Genomic DNA, 17,573 nt, shown 5'->3' with positions numbered 1-17,573 from the left:
ATAATCGACGCGAATCAGTTGTCTGCAGTGTCGGTCGACGTACTCGTCTCCGAGGCGTTCGCGTTGCTCGTCGCAGAGCCTGCAGCGGTGTCGACGGCGGAGGCGCAGTCGCGCGACCGCGCCTTGACCGCCTCCGGGTCGAAGTCGTTAGCCTCGGTATTGGGGCGTAAGCCCGCGCGTTCGATTACCTCGATGTCGTCGGCGGGCGTCTGGCCCTCGGTCGTGAGGTAGTCGCCCGTGAGCATGCCGTCGGCGCCGGCCTCGAACGGGCGGTGCTGTTGCTCCGTGTCGAGGTTGACCTCCCGGCCGCCGGTGAGACGCACCCGGGCGCGCGGGAACAGCAGGCGATAGACGGCAATCGTTTTGAGGAGTTCCGTCGTCGAGATGTCAGCCGCATCCCGGTCGCCCAAGGGCGTCCCCTCGACGGGGTTGAGGATATTCACCGGAACCGAGGAGACACCCACGTCACGGAGCGCGAGCGCCGCGTCGACGCGGTCGGTCGGTGCCTCCCCCATGCCCAAGATGACGCCCGCACACAGGTCCATCCCCGCGGCCTTCGCCCGCTCTAACGTCTTCACCCGGTCCTCGAAGTCGTGTGAGGAGACGATTTCCGGGAAATATCGCGGCGAGGTCTCGATGTTGTGGTTGTAGTGGTTGACGCCCTCTGCGGCGAGGATTCGAGCTTCCTCCTCGGTGAGCAGCCCGAGACTGGCGTCTACCTCCACGTCAGTCTCGTCCCGTACTAACCGGATGGCTCGCAGCACGTCGTCCCACTCCTCGGGCCGCTTTCGCTTGCTCACGCCTTTCTCGGCGACCACGATACCGAAGCGCTGGGCGCCGTCGCGTTCGGCGCGTTTGGCGGCCGCGAGAATCTCCGCCGGGTCGAGAAACCCGTAGGTGTCGATACCGGTGTCGAAATGTGTCGACTGCGCGCAGAAGCCACAGTCCTCCGCGCAGTTTCCGGCCTTCGCGTTCACGATACTACAGGCATCGACCGTGTCATCGCCGAACTGCGCCCGCACCGCGTCCGCGGCGGGTGCAAGCTCCGCGACCGGCTGAGCCAGCAATGCCAACGCGTCACGCCTGGTGAGACGTTCACCGTCAACCACGCGTGTGACTGCCTCGTCAACCGTTCGATTGTCCGTCTCGTAAACCACGATTGGCGGAGTGGTTTACGAAACCAAAATAGTTGGGGATACTGGGGGCGCTGGGTCGGAGTCGATGTAGACAGCAGAGCCGATGCCGGAGCGGCCGACACGGGCCGTCGAGAGTCAGTCGTCAGCGTGTGAGTCTGCCGGCGTAAACGTGACACCGCCGATTTCGACTTCGTCAGGCACACGACTCGTGTCGTGGGTGCCGACCGGGGGGAGGTTCACATCCGCGGACGGCGACGCGTCAAGGTCGGTCTCGTCAGCAATCGAAGACATCTCGCCGTCGGCATCCCGTGCGTCGTGGTCGATTCGCATCGAGCAAAACTCGACACCGCACATCGAGCAAAAGCGAGCCTCCTTGTAGTTGTCGCCGGGCAGGGTCTGGTCGTGATACTCTTGGGCACGCTCGGGGTCCAGCGCGAGTTCGAACTGCCGGCGCCAGTCGAACTCGTAGCGCGCTTCGGACAGCGCGTCGTCCCAGTCACGCGCACCCGGATGGTCGTTCGCGACATCGGCGGCGTGGGCCGCAATCCGATAGGCTGCGAGACCGTCTCTGACGTCCGCTTCGTCGGGGAGACCGAGGTGTTCCTTCGGCGTAACGTAACACAACATCGCAGCACCGGCACGCGCGGCCTCGGTCGCCCCGATGGCGCTCGTGATGTGGTCGTAGCCCGGCGCGACGTCGGTGACCAGCGGACCGAGGACGTAGAACGGTGCGCCGTCACAGACCTCCTGTTGGCGGTCGACGTTATCGGCAATCTCGTCCATCGGGACGTGTCCGGGGCCTTCGACCATGACTTGGACACCGTGGTCCCACGCCGTCCGTGTCAGTTCGCCGAGCGTGTCGAGTTCGGCGAACTGGGCGTCGTCGCTCGCATCTGCGAGACACCCGGGACGGAGACCATCGCCCAACGAGAACGTCACGTCGTGTTCCGCAAAGATGTCACAGATGTCCTCGAACGTCGTGTACAGCGGGTTCTGCATCCCGTTCTCCTCCATCCACTGGGCCAGAATCGACCCCCCGCGGGAGACGATACCGGTCTTTCGGCCGTCCGTTAGTGGAAGGTGTTCCATCAGCACGCCCGCGTGGATAGTCATGTAATCGACGCCCTGCTCGGCTTGCTTCTCGATGATATCGAGCAACAGGTCGTGGGTGATGTCGGCGGGGCTGTCGACGCGCTTGACCGCCTCGTAAATGGGGACCGTTCCGACCGGCACGGGGGAATACTCGATATTGGCGCTCCGGATGGCATCGAGCCCCTCGCCGGTCGACAGGTCCATCACCGTGTCGGCACCGTAGTGAACCGCCGTGTGAAGCTTCTGGAGTTCACCGTCGATGTCGCTGGTCGTGTCGCTGTTACCGATGTTCGCGTTGACCTTCGTAGAGAATTCGCGCCCGATAATCATCGGGTCGAGCGATTCGTGAGCACGATTGTTCGGAATGACGGCCTGTCCCTCGGCAACCTGTCGTCGAACGACGGCCGAATCGCAGTTTTCGCGCTCGGCAACGCGTTCCATGGCGGGAGTGATTTCGCCTGCTTTGGCCCGCTGAAGCTGAGTCTCCGACATCAATAACTAGGTTATATTACTAGGTGATATATCCTCTGGGAGAAACGAGTCGTACTCGGCGCTCCGTGAGCGAGCGAGTCGAATCAGCAAATAACGGCGCACACCGGCCCGTCCTCGGGGGTCGTGTGCGAGACGGCTACTCGTCGTCGAGGCTCGGATGCGTCGGCTGGTCGGACGGATGGGGTTCCGCGAACCGCTCTCGAAGCAGGGCGCGGGCGCTGTCCTCCCGCCGGCGGCGCTCTTCGTCGTCGATTTCCTCACAGCCCGGCGGCAGGTCCCGCCCGCGGTCGGTGAAATAGCCCTCCGGGGCGACCCAGTCGTGATAGAACGGCTGGTCCGCGTCCTCCAAGAGCGTCACCGCCACCTCGGCGCCGTGGCCGGCGTTGACGATGGCCTGATGGGGCTTGCCGGCGAGGCGTCCGGCGGCGTACAGCCCCGAGACGTCAGTTCGCCCGCGCTCGTCCGTCTCGACGAAGGGCTTGCCCCGGTCGACGACGGACACCGCCTCGGGCAGGTAGTCGACCGCGTTTTTCGTCGCGACGATAACGCGGTCGGCGCGGTACTGCTCGTCCCCCGCCGTCTCGGCGACGAAAGGGTCGTCGGCACGGAGCCGGGTCACTTCGGCCTCGCGGCGCTCACACCCCGCGCGGTCGGTCCCCTCGGCGAACAGGTCGAGGAGCAGTCGGGCGTTGACGCCGGCGGGGAAGCCGGGGTAGTTCTCCAGATGCGCGTTGCGCCGGAGGATGGAGTCGCCGGCGTCCAGCACGAGGGTATCGAGACCAGCGCGAGCCGTGAACGTGGCCGCCGAGAGGCCGGCGACGCCACCACCGATTATCAGAACGTCGTGCATGAGACGCGACAGACGGGGTACGCACTTGTAATCGCCGTTCGGTCGGCGCGGAGCGCGAGGCGCTCAGGCGTCGGGACGCACGCCCGACCGGAGCGCGACGGTCGCGACGTTGCCGCCACACTCGGCGGTGCGGCGGAGGAGGGCGACGATACGGGAGAGGGCGTAGCCGCCGGGCGGCGCCGACTCGAAGAGCGCCCGGTCGAGGGCGCGGACGTCGTCGACGACGGTATCGCGCTGGTCGAGCGCCTCGTGGGCGCGGCGCGGCGCGAGTTCGAGGACGCCCGAGGTGGCCGTCTCGACGACGTCTCGCGCCGCCGACGCCAGCGCTGTGAGTTCGGCGAGGACGTCCTCGTCGGGGTCGATTCGGTCGGCGAGTGCGCCTATCCGGACGGCGTGGTCCGCGACGCGTTCGAGTTGCTGGGCGACGAGATAGTACTCGAAAAGCGTCGAGCGCCGGACGTCGAGATGGTCGATTTCCTCGAAATCCGCGAGCGACCGGGTGAAGTGGCGGGTGAGCATGGCAAAGAGGCGGTCGACCTCGTCGTCGCGCTCGGCGAGGCGGTCCGCGCCTGCGCCGCTGATGGCCTCGACGGCGGTCCGGTGCATGGCACACGCCACGAACTGAAGCTGGACGACGGACTGCCGTATCGACACCTCGCTGGCGTCGAGAAACGTCTCGACGGTGAGTCGCTCTGCCGACTCCTCGGTGACCGACAGGCCGACCATGGTCTGGACGAATCGGCGCACGACCCGCCGTTCCTCCGCGTCGAAGGTGGTGGAGTCGGGCGGTTCGAGCGTGACCGACTCGTAGCCGACGGCGTAGGCGGCCCGGAGCGCGCGCTCGACGGCGCCGGCGTCGGCAGTCGGGAGGCTGATGGTAGTGGACCCGAGCGCCTCGCCGTCTCGCGCGCTGCGGACGACGAGCGAGCCGTCGGTGTGAGGATAGAGGTGGATGGGCATCCCCGCTTCGAGGTGGTGTTCGGTCGCCCACTCCTTCGGGAGCGAGACGGCGTAGGTCGAGCCACCGACCTTCTGGAGTTTTCGAGTTTCCATGTCAGACGAGGGCCGGGTCGCTTTCGACCATGTAGAGGGTTCGGGCGGCGATGTTGACGGCGTGGTCGCCGACGCGTTCGAGGTCACGGACGATTAACAGGAGCCGGGACACGTCGTCCATCATCTCCTCGACCGCCCACGAATCGCCGTCGTCGACCTCGCGCTCGATGAGTTCGCGGACGACGCGCTCGCTCGCGCGCTGACACAGCGCGTCGAGTTCGTCGTCGCGGTTCGCGACCGACCAACACAGCGCGGCGTCGTCGGTCCGATAGGCCGTCATGGCGTCGTCGAGCATCTCGCCCGCGAGGTCGCCGATAGCGGAAAGGTCGACCTCCGCGAACCGCTCGTCGTCCGCCGCGAGCGTGTACTGCGCGAGGTTGACGGCCAAGTCGCCGACGCGTTCGAGGTCCGTGATAATCTTGAACGACGCGGCGACGAATCGGAGGTCGCTCGCGACGGGTTGCTGGCGGGCGAACAGTTGGATGCACGTCGATTCGAGGTCGAGATAGCGCTGGTCGATTTCGTCGTCCGCCTCGGCGACGTCGCGCGCCGCGTCCTCGTCGACCGTCTCCAGCGCCGTCAGCGCTCGGTCGAGGCGGTCAGCGACGAGGTCGGCCATCTCGAGGACGTCGGTGCGAAGGTCGGCGAGCGACTGCTGGAAGTCGTCTCGGGTCACGGCTACCCGAACTTGCCGGTGATGTAGTCCTCGACGCGCTGACTCTTGGGATTCTCGAAGATTTGGTCGGTGTCGCCGTACTCGACGAGTTTGCCGCCGGTGAGGAACACGGCGGTCTGGTCGGAGATGCGCGCCGCCTGTTGCATGTTGTGCGTGACGATGACGACCGTGTACTCCTCGGAGAGGTCGTCGATGAGGTCCTCGATTTTCGCCGTCGCGATGGGGTCGAGCGCCGACGCCGGCTCGTCCATCAGGATGACGTCGGGGTCGACAGAGAGACAGCGGGCGATACAGAGCCGCTGTTGTTGTCCACCCGACAGCCCGAGGGCGTTGTCGTCCAGCCGGTCGTGTACCTCGTCCCAGAGGGCGGCCTGTTTGAGCGCCCGCTCGACGAGTTCACGTTCCGCCTCGCTGTCGTCACGGCCGAGCAACCGCGCCAACAGCCCCGTCTCGATGTCGCCGTGTTTCCGCGGGCCGTAGGCAATGTTGTCCCGAATCGACTTGGGGAACGGGTTGGGCGACTGGAACACCATCCCGACCCGTTTGCGGAGTTCGACCAGATTGATGCCGTCCTGATACACTTCCTTCCCGTCGAGTTGGACCGACCCGTCGACGCGGGCGGCGTTGATACGGTCGTTCATCCGGTTGAGACAGCGGAGATACGTGGACTTCCCACACCCGGATGGCCCGATGAGCGCGGTGACGCTCTGCTCGGGAATCTCCATGGAGACGCCTTTCAGCGCGTGGTCGTCGCCGTAGTACACGTCGAGGTCCTCGACGGCCAGTTTCGTCGTCCCGTCGAAATCGAACTCGACCCACTCCGCTCTGGTCTCTTCGACCGTCTCGCCGCTGGTGGTTTCGAGGGGCTGGTCGCTGCCTGTCGTCTCGGTCTGTGTCTGGGTCTGACTCTGGGTCTGTTGTGAATTACTCATAGTTATTCGTGCTTGAGTCGCTGTCGGAAGTAGTAGCGCGCGCCGATGCCGATGGCGTAAAAGGAGAGGACGACGGCGAGCAGGACGAGCGCCGTCGCCCACCGGAACCCGTCGGGGTCGGCGACGTTGCTCCCCAGCCCCACGCCCGCGGTGATGAGAGCGTACAGCTGATAGGGGAGTGCGGACGTCGCCTGCAGGAGTTCGGGGTTGGCGACGAAGGGTGGCGAGCCGGTGAACTCGAAGCCGCCGATGACATCTACCGTCTGTCCGCCGGGGACGAACGTCCCGCCCGCCATCGTCAGCAAGATGGGCGCCGTCTCGCCCGCGATGCGGCCGACGCCGAGGATGACGCCCGTAATGACGCCCGGCAGCGCCGCCGGGAGGACGACGCTCCGTATCGTCTGCCACTTCTTCACGCCGAGCGCGGCGCTCGCGTCGCGGTACTCGTCGGGCACCGAGAGCATCGCCTCGCGGCTCGTGATGAGCACGAGCGGCAGGAGCATGAAGCCGAGCGTGAGCATCCCGGCCAGCAGCGACTTGCCGTTGCCGAACCGGGGGATGAGGAAGGCGAACCCGAACAGCCCGAAGACGATGCTCGGCGTGCTCCAGAGGCCGTTGGTCGCCACCTCGACGGCCTGCGTGAACCGCCCGCGCTCGGCGTACTCCGTGAGGAAGACGGCCGCGCCGACGCCCAGCGGCACCGCAAACAGCACCGCGCCGATGACCAGCCAGATAGTGCCCACGATTGCGGGGAGGACCCCCTGAAAGTCGTTCAGGAGCGCGACGCCGTTCATCACGAACGGGACGTACACCGGCAACTCGAACGCCCCGAACACCTGCGGGCCGACGCCGGCACCCACCCGAACGCCGTTGAGCAGGCCGGGAACCCCCTGAACGACGACGAAGGCGATGAGGATGAACAGGAAGGCGACGATAGAGAGCGCGTTGAGATAGACGAGGACGTACGCGCCCATGTGTCGGCCGCGTGCGCCGAAGCGGCCGTAGGCCTTCGCGGCCGCCCAGCCACCGTAGAGGGCGCAAAACAGCGTCGCGACCGGGACGAGGAACTCGGCCGTAATCGAGGCCTGTTGCTCCCAGCCGAGATTCCACAGCCACGTCGGCCCAATCGTCCCGGTGAGGAAGACGACGCCGACGAACGCGAGCAAGGCGCCGAGCGGTACCGTCGACCCCACGTCTTCACGGGGAACGGCAGTCGCGACGAACGCGAGGCCGCCGACGAGGACAGCCCCGCCGACGCCGCCGAGCGTGCCGAATCCGAGCGTCTGGGAGGCGACGCCGCCCCCGATGACGAACCACGGCACCGCGGCGCCGCAACTCGCTATCAGACCGGCGCTCGCGTCGGGTTGGGTCTCGACGTAGCCCACCCGCGAGCCGAGGCCGAAGACGGCCACCGCGACGCCGAGGCCGAACAACAGCCCACCGAGCAGGGTCACCGTCCGCAGGCCGGCGACGGTGCCGGCGAGGCTCACCTGCTCGAACAGCGCCGCCACCGCGAGGACGAACAGAACCGCCGAGAGGCCGACCGTCGCCGCGGCGACTGCGTCGGTCGCCGTCGTGTCGCCCTCGACGAGTCGGGACCGGGTCGCGCCAGCCATCAGGCCCCACCCCCGAGTTTGCTCCGCATCCGCCATTCGATGTACTGCGCGCCAATCGAGATAGCGAGGACGGTGATAAAGAGGATGACGCCCGCGACGAACAGGGCGTCCATCTGGAGGCCGTCCGCTTCGCCGTAGTTGCGGGCGATAAGCGACGTGAGCGTCTCCTGCCCGTAGAAGACGTTCATCAGCGGTTCGGTGAGTCGCGGGACGCCGCGCAGCATGACCGTCGCGGCCATCGTCTCGCCGATGGCGCGGCCGACACCGAGGAGGACCGCCGCGGAGACGCCGGAGAACGCCGCGGGGAGGGTAATCGAGGTCATCGTCTGCCAGTCGGTCGTGCCGACGGCGAGGGACCCGCTTTTCATCGACTCGGGGACGCTACTGAGGGCGTCTTCGGCGACGGAGACGACCGTCGGAAGCGCCATCAGTCCGACGACGATGCCGACGAAGAGGTAACTCCCCTGCCCGGTGGTCTGGAACTGGTCCGACGCCCACGGGCTGAGGATGGTGAAGCCGATGAAGCCGTAAACGATGGAGGGGATGCCAGCGAGGATTTCGACGCCCGGCTTGACGAACTCCCGGATGACGTCGGGGGCAATCTCGGACAGGAAGAGCGCGGCGGCGACGCCCAGCGGTCCGGCGACGGCCGTCGCGACGACGGTCACCATCACCGTCCCGTGAATCATCGGTACCATCGAGTACCGGATGGGCGGCGACACCGCGTCCCAGTTGGGCTGGATGAACATCCGAAGGCCCGGCACGCTCACGCCGAACACGGTCGCGCTCTCGTACTGGATGACCGGGACCGACTCCCGGAAGATGAACACGATGATGAGTCCGAGAATCAACAGCGTCGAGACGGTCATCGTCAGCGTCAACACGAGCGCCGTCTCCTCCTGATGTCGCACCCAGCCGTACCCCGTCGCCGCGACGAACACGGCGAAAGGCAGGATTGTCAGGTTCGAAACCGCGAGAAACCCGATAAACGCCGTCAGCAGGGAAACGGCGAGTGTCGAGACGACGACCAGCGCCGCGGGGTCGGTGTCGTCGACGAACTCGCGAACCCGCTGTACCTGCTGTTCGGCGGCCGCGTTCAGTCGTTCGCTACGTGTGTGTGAGGCCATAGTGGGTGATGTCGTGATGTGAGAAGTGTCATAGAAATTGGCATTCCGTGCTCGGAGACGGCGAGCCGATGCGGCCGGCCCGCGGGATTAGGGCATCACCAGCTCTTCGGTAGCGAGTGCCGAGACCTTCTCTTTCATCGACTGCAGGTCGCTCGTCGGAAGCGGGATGTAGTTGTTGCCCTCGACGAAGACGGTCTGGCCGAACTCGTTGAGGAACATGTTGATGAACGCGGCTTCGCGGGCGTCGTACCCGCCGCCGTTGGGGTTGTCCTCCTCGATGAGCGTGTACATGTGGAGGTCACGGTTGAGCGGGTAGTCGCTGTCGAAGATGGTGTTTTCCGCGTCGCGGTCCGGCTCGTAGAGCGTGCCCTCGAAATTGATGCCGACCGGGACGACCGTCTCGCTGGTGAAGGCAAGCGCCATGTACGCGATAGCGCCCTCGTTCTGGGAGACGGCCTGTGCGACCTGCTGGTTCTGTCCGAATCGGGTGTCGACGCCGGGCATTGCGGCGTCCGCGCCCCCGAGCATGTTCAGGCGGAACGAGGTGTCCGTCCCGGAGCCTTCGGCGCGGCCGATGGCGTAAATCTCTTGGTCGTAGTCGACCCCGTCGATTTGGTTCCAGTTGGTGATTTCGTCCTGATAGATACCGCGAATCTCCTCGCCGGTTAGCTCCGTGACGCCGGCGTCGACGACGTCCGAACTGACAACGACGGGCTGGCCGTCGCGGCCGACGACGTTGTCGACGACCGTGTTCTGGGCCTGCTCCTCGCTCCAATCGAGTTCGGCCGTAATAGGCCCGGAGGAGTTGCCGATGTCGACGAGGCCCTCAGTAACGGCCTCACAGCCGGTGCCCGAGTGGCTCAGGCCGACCGTCGTCGGGAACGGCGGTTCGGAGCGCTGCTCGGTCGGCTCGAAGCCGAACTTCGAGGCGAAGTAGTCCGCGATGAGCATGTCCGGTTCGCCGAGCTGTTCCCACCCGGGGACGGTGCTCTCGGAGTTCGACCCCCAGTACTCGCCGTCGCTCGGCGGTGCGTTGGAGTTCCAGTAGGAACTGCCGGTGTTCGAGATGGGGTAGACGGTCGAGGAGCCCTCGGCGTTGAGCAGCGAGGTGCTCAGGCCGCCGTCACTGGAGCCCGTGTCGGAATCGGTTGGGGTCGCCTCGGACCCGGACTCGCCGCCGGACTCGCCGCCTCCGCCCCCACCGCCGCCCGACTGGCCGCCACAGCCGGCCAGGCCGGCGACACCGACGGTGCCAGTCGTTGCAATGAACGTCCGCCGTGAAACGCGACTGTCTCGGTCTGAGTCGTCAGACATCACCTGAAGAAGCCGTACGTCCAATAAAGACGGTTTATATGAGGGGTAAGTACCGTCGCCATGGTACAGTGTACCGAAGCGACCACTACATACACATCAATAGTCGTTGTATGAGCGAGGCGGAAGGTATAACGCCACCTCGTGGAAAACGGCGCCTGTGACCGACCACGACGACTCGCTCGACGGGCAGTCGCTCGACGCGGCCGTGGATAGGGTCGCCGCCCGGACCGGCGACGACCCCGACGCGATTCGAGCGGCGCTCGGACGGGTGACGACGGACGGCATCGTGCGCCGGGACGCGGTCGACGACGCACTCGCCCACGTCTCGAAGGTGGTGTCGACCCCCGAGACGCGCGTGGAGAACGCGGGGATGCTCATCGACGACGCCCGCGAGGCCGCCGCCGCGGTCGCTCACCTCGACACCGTCGCCGAGCGCCTCGCCGACTTCGAGCGGCGACACGAAGCGGTCGCATCCCGCGTCGACGACCTCGGCGACCAACTCCAGTCCGTCATCGACCTCGCCGAGTCCGACGATATCTACGAGACGGCAGTCGAGATTCGCCGTCTCAACGCCGCAGCCAACTCGGCCCAGCACACCGCCGACGAACTCGGCGTCGACGCCGAGGAGTTCGAGGCGTGGGTCCGGAACCCCGACCGTCGGCTGCACGCCCTCGACGACGACGCCGACGCGGTCACCGATTTCGTCGAGGGCGTGGGAGAGACTCTCGATGCGGTGGCGGCCGAAGACGTCGACCCCGCCGCCGTCCGGTTCGACGCCACCCTCAGACACCGGGTGGCCCGGCTCCTACTCGCCGACCTTCGTGCCGAAGTCGAGGACCTCCACGCGTGGCCCGACCCCGGTCCCGACGACGCACACGGCGCCGTCGACGCCGACGCCCTCGCCGCCCTCGACGACCGTCTCACGGACCTCGAACAGCGGTGGCAGTCGCTCGGCGACCGCTTCGACGCGGAGTCGGAGTGGCGGGACCGCTACGGCGACCGACTGGCCGACTTCGAGGCCGCGCTCGACGACCACTCGCCGCCGGTCGACTGGGGAGCCGTCGAGTCGCTGCTCGGCGAGTACCGCCCGGAGACGGAGGGTGCGGCGTCGGCCTGAGCTATCCCCCGACTGCCCCTTTCGCCTCGCGAAACCCATTTGCTGACTGGTGCCGACCAGTGTGTATGGACGGGAACACCGGCCCCCTCGCCGACCGCGAGTGGCGACTGATTCGGGAAGAGGCGTGGTCGGGGCCGATGAACATGGCGCTGGACGAGATTGCTGCCGAGACGGCCGCCGACGGCGGGCCGCGAACCCTCCGGGTGTATCGGTGGGCTCCCAGCACGCTCTCGCTCGGCTACCAGCAGGACCCGGCCACCGTCGACTGGGCGCACTGCGAACGCGAGGGCATCGGCGTCACCCGCCGCCAGACGGGCGGCGGCGGCATCTATCACGACACGGACGGCGACATCTCCTACAGCATCGTCGCGCCGAGCGACGAACTCCCGAGCGACCTGCTGGACTCCTACCACCTGCTCTGTCGGCCGGTGCTGGACGCCTTCGACCGGTTGGGCGTCTCGGCTCACGTTGCGGAGACGGAACGGCCGGCGCTGTACCCGCCGGCGTGCTATCTCCGCGAACTCCACCCGGCACACGACGTGGTCGTGGGGACGGAAACGGAGCGCAAGGTAAGCGGTAACGCCCAGCACCGGCGGACGAACGCCATCGTCCAGCACGGCTCGCTCACGTACTCGGCGTCGCCGGCGCGGCATCTCGCGGTGTTCGACGACCCCGGCGTGAACCCGGAGACGTTTCGCGAGCGAGTGACGGGTATCGACGACCACGCCGACGTCACGCGGTCGGAGGCGGTCGAGTCGCTCGAATCGGCGCTCCGCGAGTGGGCGGACGCCGACGAGGGGTCGTGGACGGACGACGAACTGGCGCGGGCGCGAGAACGGGCGAGCGAGAAGTACGCGAGCGACGAGTGGACGCGACGGCGGCCGGGCTAGAAGCCGAACGTCTCGGTTTCGGGCGTATCGAGTTCTTCCGTGATGGCGTCGTGAATCTCGCCGACGGGCGGGGTGTCACGCGTCGGGTCGAGCCAGTGTTCGCCGAGCCAGCGGTAGCGGACGGTCAGGTCCGAATCGAGGAGGAAACAGGAGCGGCGGGAGCGCCGAGAGATGCCGAGCGCCCGGTAGGAGACGCCGAAGGCGTCCGACACCGTGAGGTCGGGGTCGGCATAGAGCGGGAAGCTCAGGCCGAGATAGTCGATAAAGCGGCGGTGGAGACCGGCGCTCGATTTGCTGCACCCGACGACTTCGACGTGTTCGCCGCTGGTGAACCAGTCGAAATCGCGGAACGAACACCACTCGTCGATGCAGTCGGGGCTGAAATCGACCGTATAGAAACTGAGCAACACCGGGCGGTCCGTCGTCAGGTCACTGAGCGGGACGTCCGTCGCCGTCCCGTCCGGGCGGACGAGCGTCGCGCTCACGTCCGCCACGGTTTCGCCGACGTCTACCGGGTCCATGCCACGCCGTTCACGCGGCGATACCAAAACCGTTCGCCTCAGAGTCGAAGCGCCTTTGCGCGCCTACCGCCACCAGACGGTATGCGAGTTGGAGCACACGTCTCGATTGCTGGCGGCGTCGACAACGCCGTCGACAACGAACTCGACGTCGGCGGCAACTGCGGGCAGATATTCACGCATTCGCCACAGGTCTGGCAGAACCCGAACATCGGCGACGACGAGGCGACGAAGTTCCGCGATGGCACCGACGCGTCGCTCGACGGCCCGTGGGTGATTCACTCCTCGTACCTCGTCAACCTCTGTACGCCCAAAGACGACCTGCGCGAGAAGTCAATCGACAGCATGCAACGAGAGGTCGACGCCGCCGCGAAACTCGGCATCGAGTACGTGAACGTCCATCTCGGGGCGCACACGGGCGCGGGCATCGACGGCGGCCTCGACAACGCCGTGAGCGCGCTCGACGAACTCGACGTGCCCGAGGGCGTGACCGTCCTCGTCGAGAGCGACGCGGGCAGTGGGACGAAACTCGGCGGCGACTTCGAACACCTCGCCGCGGTACTCGAAGCGAGCGACCACAACCTCGGCGTCTGTCTCGACACCGCCCACGCCTTCGCCGCGGGGTACGACCTCTCGACGCCCGCCGGCGTCGACAGCGTGGTCGACGAGTTCGACGACGTGGTCGGCATCGAGAACCTCCACTGTATCCATCTCAACGACTCGAAACACGCCTGCGGGACCAACAAGGACGAACACGCCCACATCGGCGAGGGGGAAATCGGCGTCGATGGGATGCAACGAATCGTCAGCCATCCCGACCTGACCGACCTGCCGTTCGTCCTCGAAACGCCGACGGAGAACGGCAAGAGCTTCGAGTGGAACATCGAGCGCGTCCGCGAACTCCGCGCCGAGGCGTAGTCCGCGTCGCTTTTGCCGGGACCACCCATACCGGGAGACGAATGAGCGACGGATTCACGAGACGGGGCGCGCTCGCGGCCGGCGCGAGCGTCGTCGGTGGGCTGGCGGCGTCGGGGGGCGCCCGCGGCCAGTCGGCGGGAGTGACGGTCGGCACGCGCAACTGCTATCTCGGGGCCGACCTCTTTCGCCTCCTCGCCACGGCGGCGACGGGCGACCAGACGGTCGAGGCGGCCGTCAGCGACCTGTTACAGTCGGTCGACCGGAGTCAGGTGACGGCGCGTCTCGACGCCATCGCCGCCGAAGTCGGGCGAGCGGCGCCGGCGCTAGTCGGCGTTCAGGAGGCGGCGCTGATACGGACGGGCGAGCCGACGGCGGATACGACGCCGACGGCGACGGAGGTGCGCTACGACTTCCGGGAGCGTCTGTCGACGGCACTCGACGACCGGGGATTGCCCTACCGCGTCGTCGCCGCGGTGGAGACGACCGACTTCCAGTTGCCGACGACGATAGACGGCGAGCGACGCGCGGTGCGGCTGACCGACCGCGACCTGATACTCGTCCACGAGCGTGTGTCGACGACGGGCGTCACGACGGGGACGTTCGACGCCACGGCTACGCTGGCCGACGACGGGCGCTCCATCTCGCTCGAACGCGGCTACGGCGTCGTCGACGCGACGGTCGGCGACCGGCGGCTGACCTTCTGTAATACGCATCTCGAATCGGTGTCGGCGGAGACGCGTCGGCAACAGGCGGCGGAACTCGAATCCCTGCTCGCCGAGCGACCCGAACCGGTCGTCCTCGTCGGCGACCTCAACAGCGGGCCGGGTGACGGCGCCTACGACCGCCTCACGGAGACGTTTCGCGACGCCGCCGCGGGGGTGGGCAACACCTGCTGTCACGCCGCCGACCTCCGGAACGACACGGCGTCGCTCACGGACCGCGTCGACCACGTCCTCGTCCGCGGGCCGCTCCGAGCGGCGAGCGCGGAACGCGTCGGGGCCGACCCGGAGGACCGAATCACCGTCGGGGACGACCGCCTCTGGCCCTCGGACCACGCGGGCGTGGTGGCGACGCTTGCCGAGGGAGCGCCGACAGCGACGAACACGTCGACAGCGCCGGCGACCGACACCTCGACCCCGACCGTCGCGTCGACGGAGCCACCGGCCAGCGGCGACACGACGGCCGAACTGCCCGGGTTCGGTGGCGTCACGGGGCTGGCCGCCGTCGTCGTCGCGGCGCTCGCCGCACGGCGACGGACCGAGGACGACTGATTTTTGGCACGCGATGGGGTAGAGGGGGTCGTGCGCAACTTCTCGGCGGACTACCTCCGGCGGACGCGGGCGGGGCTGTGGTCGTCGCGCGCGGCGCTCGAGGACTTGGAGTTAGCCACGCGTGACCGCGTCGTCGACGTCGGCTGCGGGACGGGCGAGTTCACGCGCGTCCTCACCGAGGAGACGGATGGGACGGTCGTCGGCGTCGACGCCGACCCCGAACTCGTCGGCGTCGCTCGTGAGGAGACGGGACTCCCCGTGGCCGTCGGCGACGCCCTCCGTCTCCCCCTTCGTGACGACGCCGCTGACCTCGTGACTTGTCAGGCGCTGCTCGTCAATCTGCCCGACCCGGCCGCGGCGCTCCGGGAGTTCCGACGCGTCGCGAGCGACGCCGTCGCCGCCGTCGAACCCGACAACGCCGACGTGGCCGTCGAGTCGACGGTCGACCGCGAGGCCGAACTCGACCGCCGGCTCCGAGCGGCGTATCTGGAGGGCGTCGAGACGGACGTCGCCCTCGGCGAGCGTGTCGAAGCGGCGTTCGAACGCGCCGGCCTCGTCGACGTGACGACGCGGCGGCACTACCACCGGAAAGTCATCGAACCGCCGTACAGCGACGCCGACCTGCAGGACGCGACGCGGAAGGCGACCGGCGCGGGACTGGCGGACCACGAGACCGAACTGCGCCGGGCGGTCGGCGACGCGTACGACGACCTGCGGAGCGCGTGGCGAGAGATGGGTCGGGACGTCGTCGACGCGATGCAGGCGGGGACGTATCGACGGGCCGAGGTGGTGCCGTTCGACGTGACGGTCGGGCGCGTTCCGAACGCCTGACGGCTGCGTGTCTTACACCACGTCGCCACGGACCGACCGCCCGGTGGCCTCGGCGCGGCGCGCCCGCATCACGTCGGCCGCCTCGGCGGCCTCGTCCTCGTCCAGTCCCAGCATTTCGAGCGCGCCCGTGAGCGTCGGGAAGGCGAGTTCGCCCGCCCGAAGTTTCGCCATCGCGTCGTCGTCTCGCTGGCCGTCGGCCCACAGGCAGACGCCCCGCGGGTCGAGAATCTCCGCGTACGCGTCCCGGGCCATCGCCCCGCGGAGGCGCTGTGTGACGTTGTCGGAAAAGGAGGCGTTACACACTTCGAGATGTATCGGTTCGTCGTCGTCGACGAGGTGGGCGGCGAGACACTGCTCGGGTGCGGCGTGGCCGTTCTCGTTCGCCCGCAGGTGTTCGGGGTGGGCCGCCGCCCAGTCGGCGTCGACGGTTTTGCCGACGCCGGCGACGCCGTACTCCGCCTCGAAGTCGGCTTCGCGGTCGGTGTCGCCGCGCATGTGGAGGTCCTTCGTGACGTAGACATCGAGGCGGTCGATTGGGTCGAGTCCGAGTGCGACGTCGCCGTACACCCACACCTCGCGGACGGGAACGGGGAGGTGGGCTGACCCGGTCGTCGCTCGCTCGACGTGGTCGACGATGTCGGCGGCGCGGTCCAGCGCGGCGTCTCGGTCCATCACCCACCCTTGCGCCCGGTCGCACAAAGCGGTTGTCCAACGAAACCGTGATACGGCCCGACTGGCAAGGGAGCGCCGATGGAGTGCGACAGTTGCGGCCGCGAGGCGGTGATGCACGCGGCCTACTCGGGGGCGCATCTCTGTGACAAGCATTTCCGCGCCTCGGTCGAGAAACGGGTGCGTCGCCGCATCCGGGAGGACGACCTCCTGTCGGCAGACGCCACCCCGGACGACCCCGAGACGTGGGTCATCGGCCTCTCCGGCGGCAAGGACAGCGTCGTCCTCACCCAGATTCTCGACGACACGTTCGGGCGCGACCCGCGGGTCGAACTGGTAGCGCTCTCGATTCACGAGGGCATCGAGGGATATCGCGACGAGAGTCTCGACGCCTGTCGGGCGCTGACCGAGGAGTTGGGCCTCCGCCACGAGGTGGTGTCGTACGCCGACGAACTCGGCGTCGAGATGGACGACGTCGTCGAGAAAGACCCGGAGAACATGGCCGCGTGTGCGTACTGCGGCGTGTTCCGGCGCGACCTGCTGGAGTCCTATGCCGAGGAGTTGGGCGCCGACAAACTCCTCATGGGCCACAACCTCGACGACGAGGCCCAGACGGCGCTCATGAACTTCTTCGAGGGCGACCTGAAACAGATGGCCAAACACTTCGACGCGAGTCTCGGCCCGTTCGACCGCCGCGCCGAGAGCGCCCACTTCGTCCCACGGGCCAAACCGCTGCGCGACGTGCCGGAGAAGGAGGTGGCGCTGTACGCCCACCTCGCGGACCTGCCGGCCCACATCACGGAGTGTCCTCACGCCAGCGAAGCGTATCGGGGCGAGATTCAGCGTCTCCTCCTCGAAATGGAGGAAGACCATCCGGGGACGCGCCACTCGATTATGGCGGGCTACGAGGAACTCGCGGAACTCGCGGCCCAGCGCTACCGAGACGGCGAGACGACCGACCTCGGCGAGTGCGAGCGCTGTGGGTCGAGTACGGGCGGTCGCATCTGCCGGAAGTGCCGGCTCGTCGAGTCGATAGAAGCGGTGTAAGACACGCCGAGCAGAAAGGTGTGG

General features: G+C 67.5%; 17 protein-coding genes. 6 read left to right on the top strand and 11 right to left on the bottom strand.

Annotated features, from left to right (window positions below):
- Nucleotides 1-14: 14 nt before the first annotated feature.
- From bioB to ACQUSQ_RS06145, 9 genes are all read right to left on the bottom strand, one after another.
- Nucleotides 15-1,157: a biotin synthase BioB gene (bioB, locus tag ACQUSQ_RS06185; RefSeq protein WP_435067665.1), complete on the bottom strand. Its 1,143-nt coding sequence runs from the start codon at nt 1,155-1,157 to the stop codon at nt 15-17.
- 114 nt (nt 1,158-1,271) lie between these two features.
- Nucleotides 1,272-2,720, bottom strand: coding sequence for a phosphomethylpyrimidine synthase ThiC (thiC, locus tag ACQUSQ_RS06180; protein WP_435067664.1), 1,449 nt, complete (start codon nt 2,718-2,720; stop codon nt 1,272-1,274).
- 136 nt (nt 2,721-2,856) lie between these two features.
- Nucleotides 2,857-3,570: an FAD-dependent oxidoreductase gene (locus ACQUSQ_RS06175; RefSeq protein ID WP_435067663.1), complete on the bottom strand. Its 714-nt coding sequence runs from the start codon at nt 3,568-3,570 to the stop codon at nt 2,857-2,859.
- A gap of 63 nt (nt 3,571-3,633) precedes the next feature.
- Entirely contained in the window at nt 3,634-4,623 is a 990-nt protein-coding gene (locus ACQUSQ_RS06170) for a PhoU domain-containing protein (protein WP_435067661.1), read from the bottom strand.
- Between the two features lies 1 nt (nt 4,624).
- Nucleotides 4,625-5,299: a phosphate signaling complex protein PhoU gene (phoU, locus tag ACQUSQ_RS06165; protein ID WP_435067660.1), complete on the bottom strand. Its 675-nt coding sequence runs from the start codon at nt 5,297-5,299 to the stop codon at nt 4,625-4,627.
- Nucleotides 5,300-5,301: 2 nt separating this feature from the next.
- Nucleotides 5,302-6,231 (bottom strand): phosphate ABC transporter ATP-binding protein PstB, encoded by a 930-nt coding sequence (gene pstB, locus ACQUSQ_RS06160; RefSeq protein ID WP_435067659.1) that lies wholly within the window; start codon nt 6,229-6,231, stop codon nt 5,302-5,304.
- Between the two features lie 2 nt (nt 6,232-6,233).
- The gene (gene pstA, locus ACQUSQ_RS06155) at nt 6,234-7,847 is read right to left on the bottom strand and encodes a phosphate ABC transporter permease PstA (RefSeq protein ID WP_435067658.1); all 1,614 of its coding nucleotides are present in this window, start codon (nt 7,845-7,847) and stop codon (nt 6,234-6,236) included.
- Nucleotides 7,847-8,974: a phosphate ABC transporter permease subunit PstC gene (gene pstC, locus ACQUSQ_RS06150; RefSeq protein WP_435067657.1), complete on the bottom strand. Its 1,128-nt coding sequence runs from the start codon at nt 8,972-8,974 to the stop codon at nt 7,847-7,849. Before pstC ends, pstA begins: the two co-directional genes overlap by 1 nt.
- Before the next feature lie 87 nt (nt 8,975-9,061).
- Nucleotides 9,062-10,288, bottom strand: coding sequence for a PstS family phosphate ABC transporter substrate-binding protein (locus tag ACQUSQ_RS06145; protein ID WP_435067656.1), 1,227 nt, complete (start codon nt 10,286-10,288; stop codon nt 9,062-9,064).
- A 157-nt stretch (nt 10,289-10,445) separates the two neighbouring features.
- Here ACQUSQ_RS06145 and ACQUSQ_RS06140 point away from each other — a divergent pair, with 157 nt between their 5' ends.
- Together ACQUSQ_RS06140 and ACQUSQ_RS06135 are read left to right on the top strand one after the other, a co-directional pair.
- On the top strand, nt 10,446-11,405 hold the full coding sequence (locus ACQUSQ_RS06140) for a halo transducer protein (protein WP_435067655.1): 960 nt from the start codon (nt 10,446-10,448) through the stop codon (nt 11,403-11,405).
- 65 nt (nt 11,406-11,470) lie between these two features.
- Nucleotides 11,471-12,295: a lipoate--protein ligase family protein gene (locus ACQUSQ_RS06135; protein WP_435067654.1), complete on the top strand. Its 825-nt coding sequence runs from the start codon at nt 11,471-11,473 to the stop codon at nt 12,293-12,295.
- Here ACQUSQ_RS06135 and ACQUSQ_RS06130 read toward each other — a convergent pair.
- Complete coding sequence (locus ACQUSQ_RS06130; protein ID WP_435067653.1) at nt 12,292-12,816, bottom strand: redoxin domain-containing protein; 525 nt, start codon at nt 12,814-12,816, stop codon at nt 12,292-12,294. The genes ACQUSQ_RS06135 and ACQUSQ_RS06130 overlap by 4 nt on opposite strands.
- A gap of 81 nt (nt 12,817-12,897) precedes the next feature.
- Between ACQUSQ_RS06130 and ACQUSQ_RS06125 the strand changes: the two genes are divergently transcribed.
- Genes ACQUSQ_RS06125 through ACQUSQ_RS06115 form a run of 3 tightly spaced genes read left to right on the top strand, consistent with a single transcriptional unit; the run spans nt 12,898 to nt 15,833 of the window.
- Entirely contained in the window at nt 12,898-13,731 is an 834-nt protein-coding gene (locus ACQUSQ_RS06125) for a deoxyribonuclease IV (protein ID WP_435067652.1), read from the top strand.
- Between the two features lie 41 nt (nt 13,732-13,772).
- Nucleotides 13,773-15,002 carry an endonuclease/exonuclease/phosphatase family protein gene (locus ACQUSQ_RS06120; protein ID WP_435067651.1) on the top strand — a complete coding sequence of 410 codons (1,230 nt, stop codon included), beginning with the start codon at nt 13,773-13,775 and terminating at the stop codon, nt 15,000-15,002.
- Between the two features lie 30 nt (nt 15,003-15,032).
- Nucleotides 15,033-15,833, top strand: coding sequence for a class I SAM-dependent methyltransferase (locus ACQUSQ_RS06115; protein WP_435067650.1), 801 nt, complete (start codon nt 15,033-15,035; stop codon nt 15,831-15,833).
- A gap of 12 nt (nt 15,834-15,845) precedes the next feature.
- On the opposite strand, the gene ACQUSQ_RS06110 is transcribed toward ACQUSQ_RS06115, so the two are convergent.
- A complete protein-coding gene (locus tag ACQUSQ_RS06110; protein WP_435067649.1) occupies nt 15,846-16,505 on the bottom strand; it encodes a DUF7095 family protein in 660 nt (219 codons plus the stop codon).
- Between the two features lie 78 nt (nt 16,506-16,583).
- On the opposite strand from ACQUSQ_RS06110, the gene ncsA reads away from it, so the two are divergent.
- Nucleotides 16,584-17,549, top strand: coding sequence for a tRNA 2-thiolation protein NcsA (ncsA, locus tag ACQUSQ_RS06105; RefSeq protein ID WP_435067648.1), 966 nt, complete (start codon nt 16,584-16,586; stop codon nt 17,547-17,549).
- The last annotated feature ends 24 nt before the right edge of the window (nt 17,550-17,573 follow it).

The sequence above is a fragment of the Haloplanus sp. C73 genome (genome assembly GCF_051195115.1).
Lineage (GTDB): Archaea > Halobacteriota > Halobacteria > Halobacteriales > Haloferacaceae > Haloplanus.
Note: the sequence above shows the minus strand (reverse complement) of the source record. Positions and strands in the feature narration are given on the sequence as shown.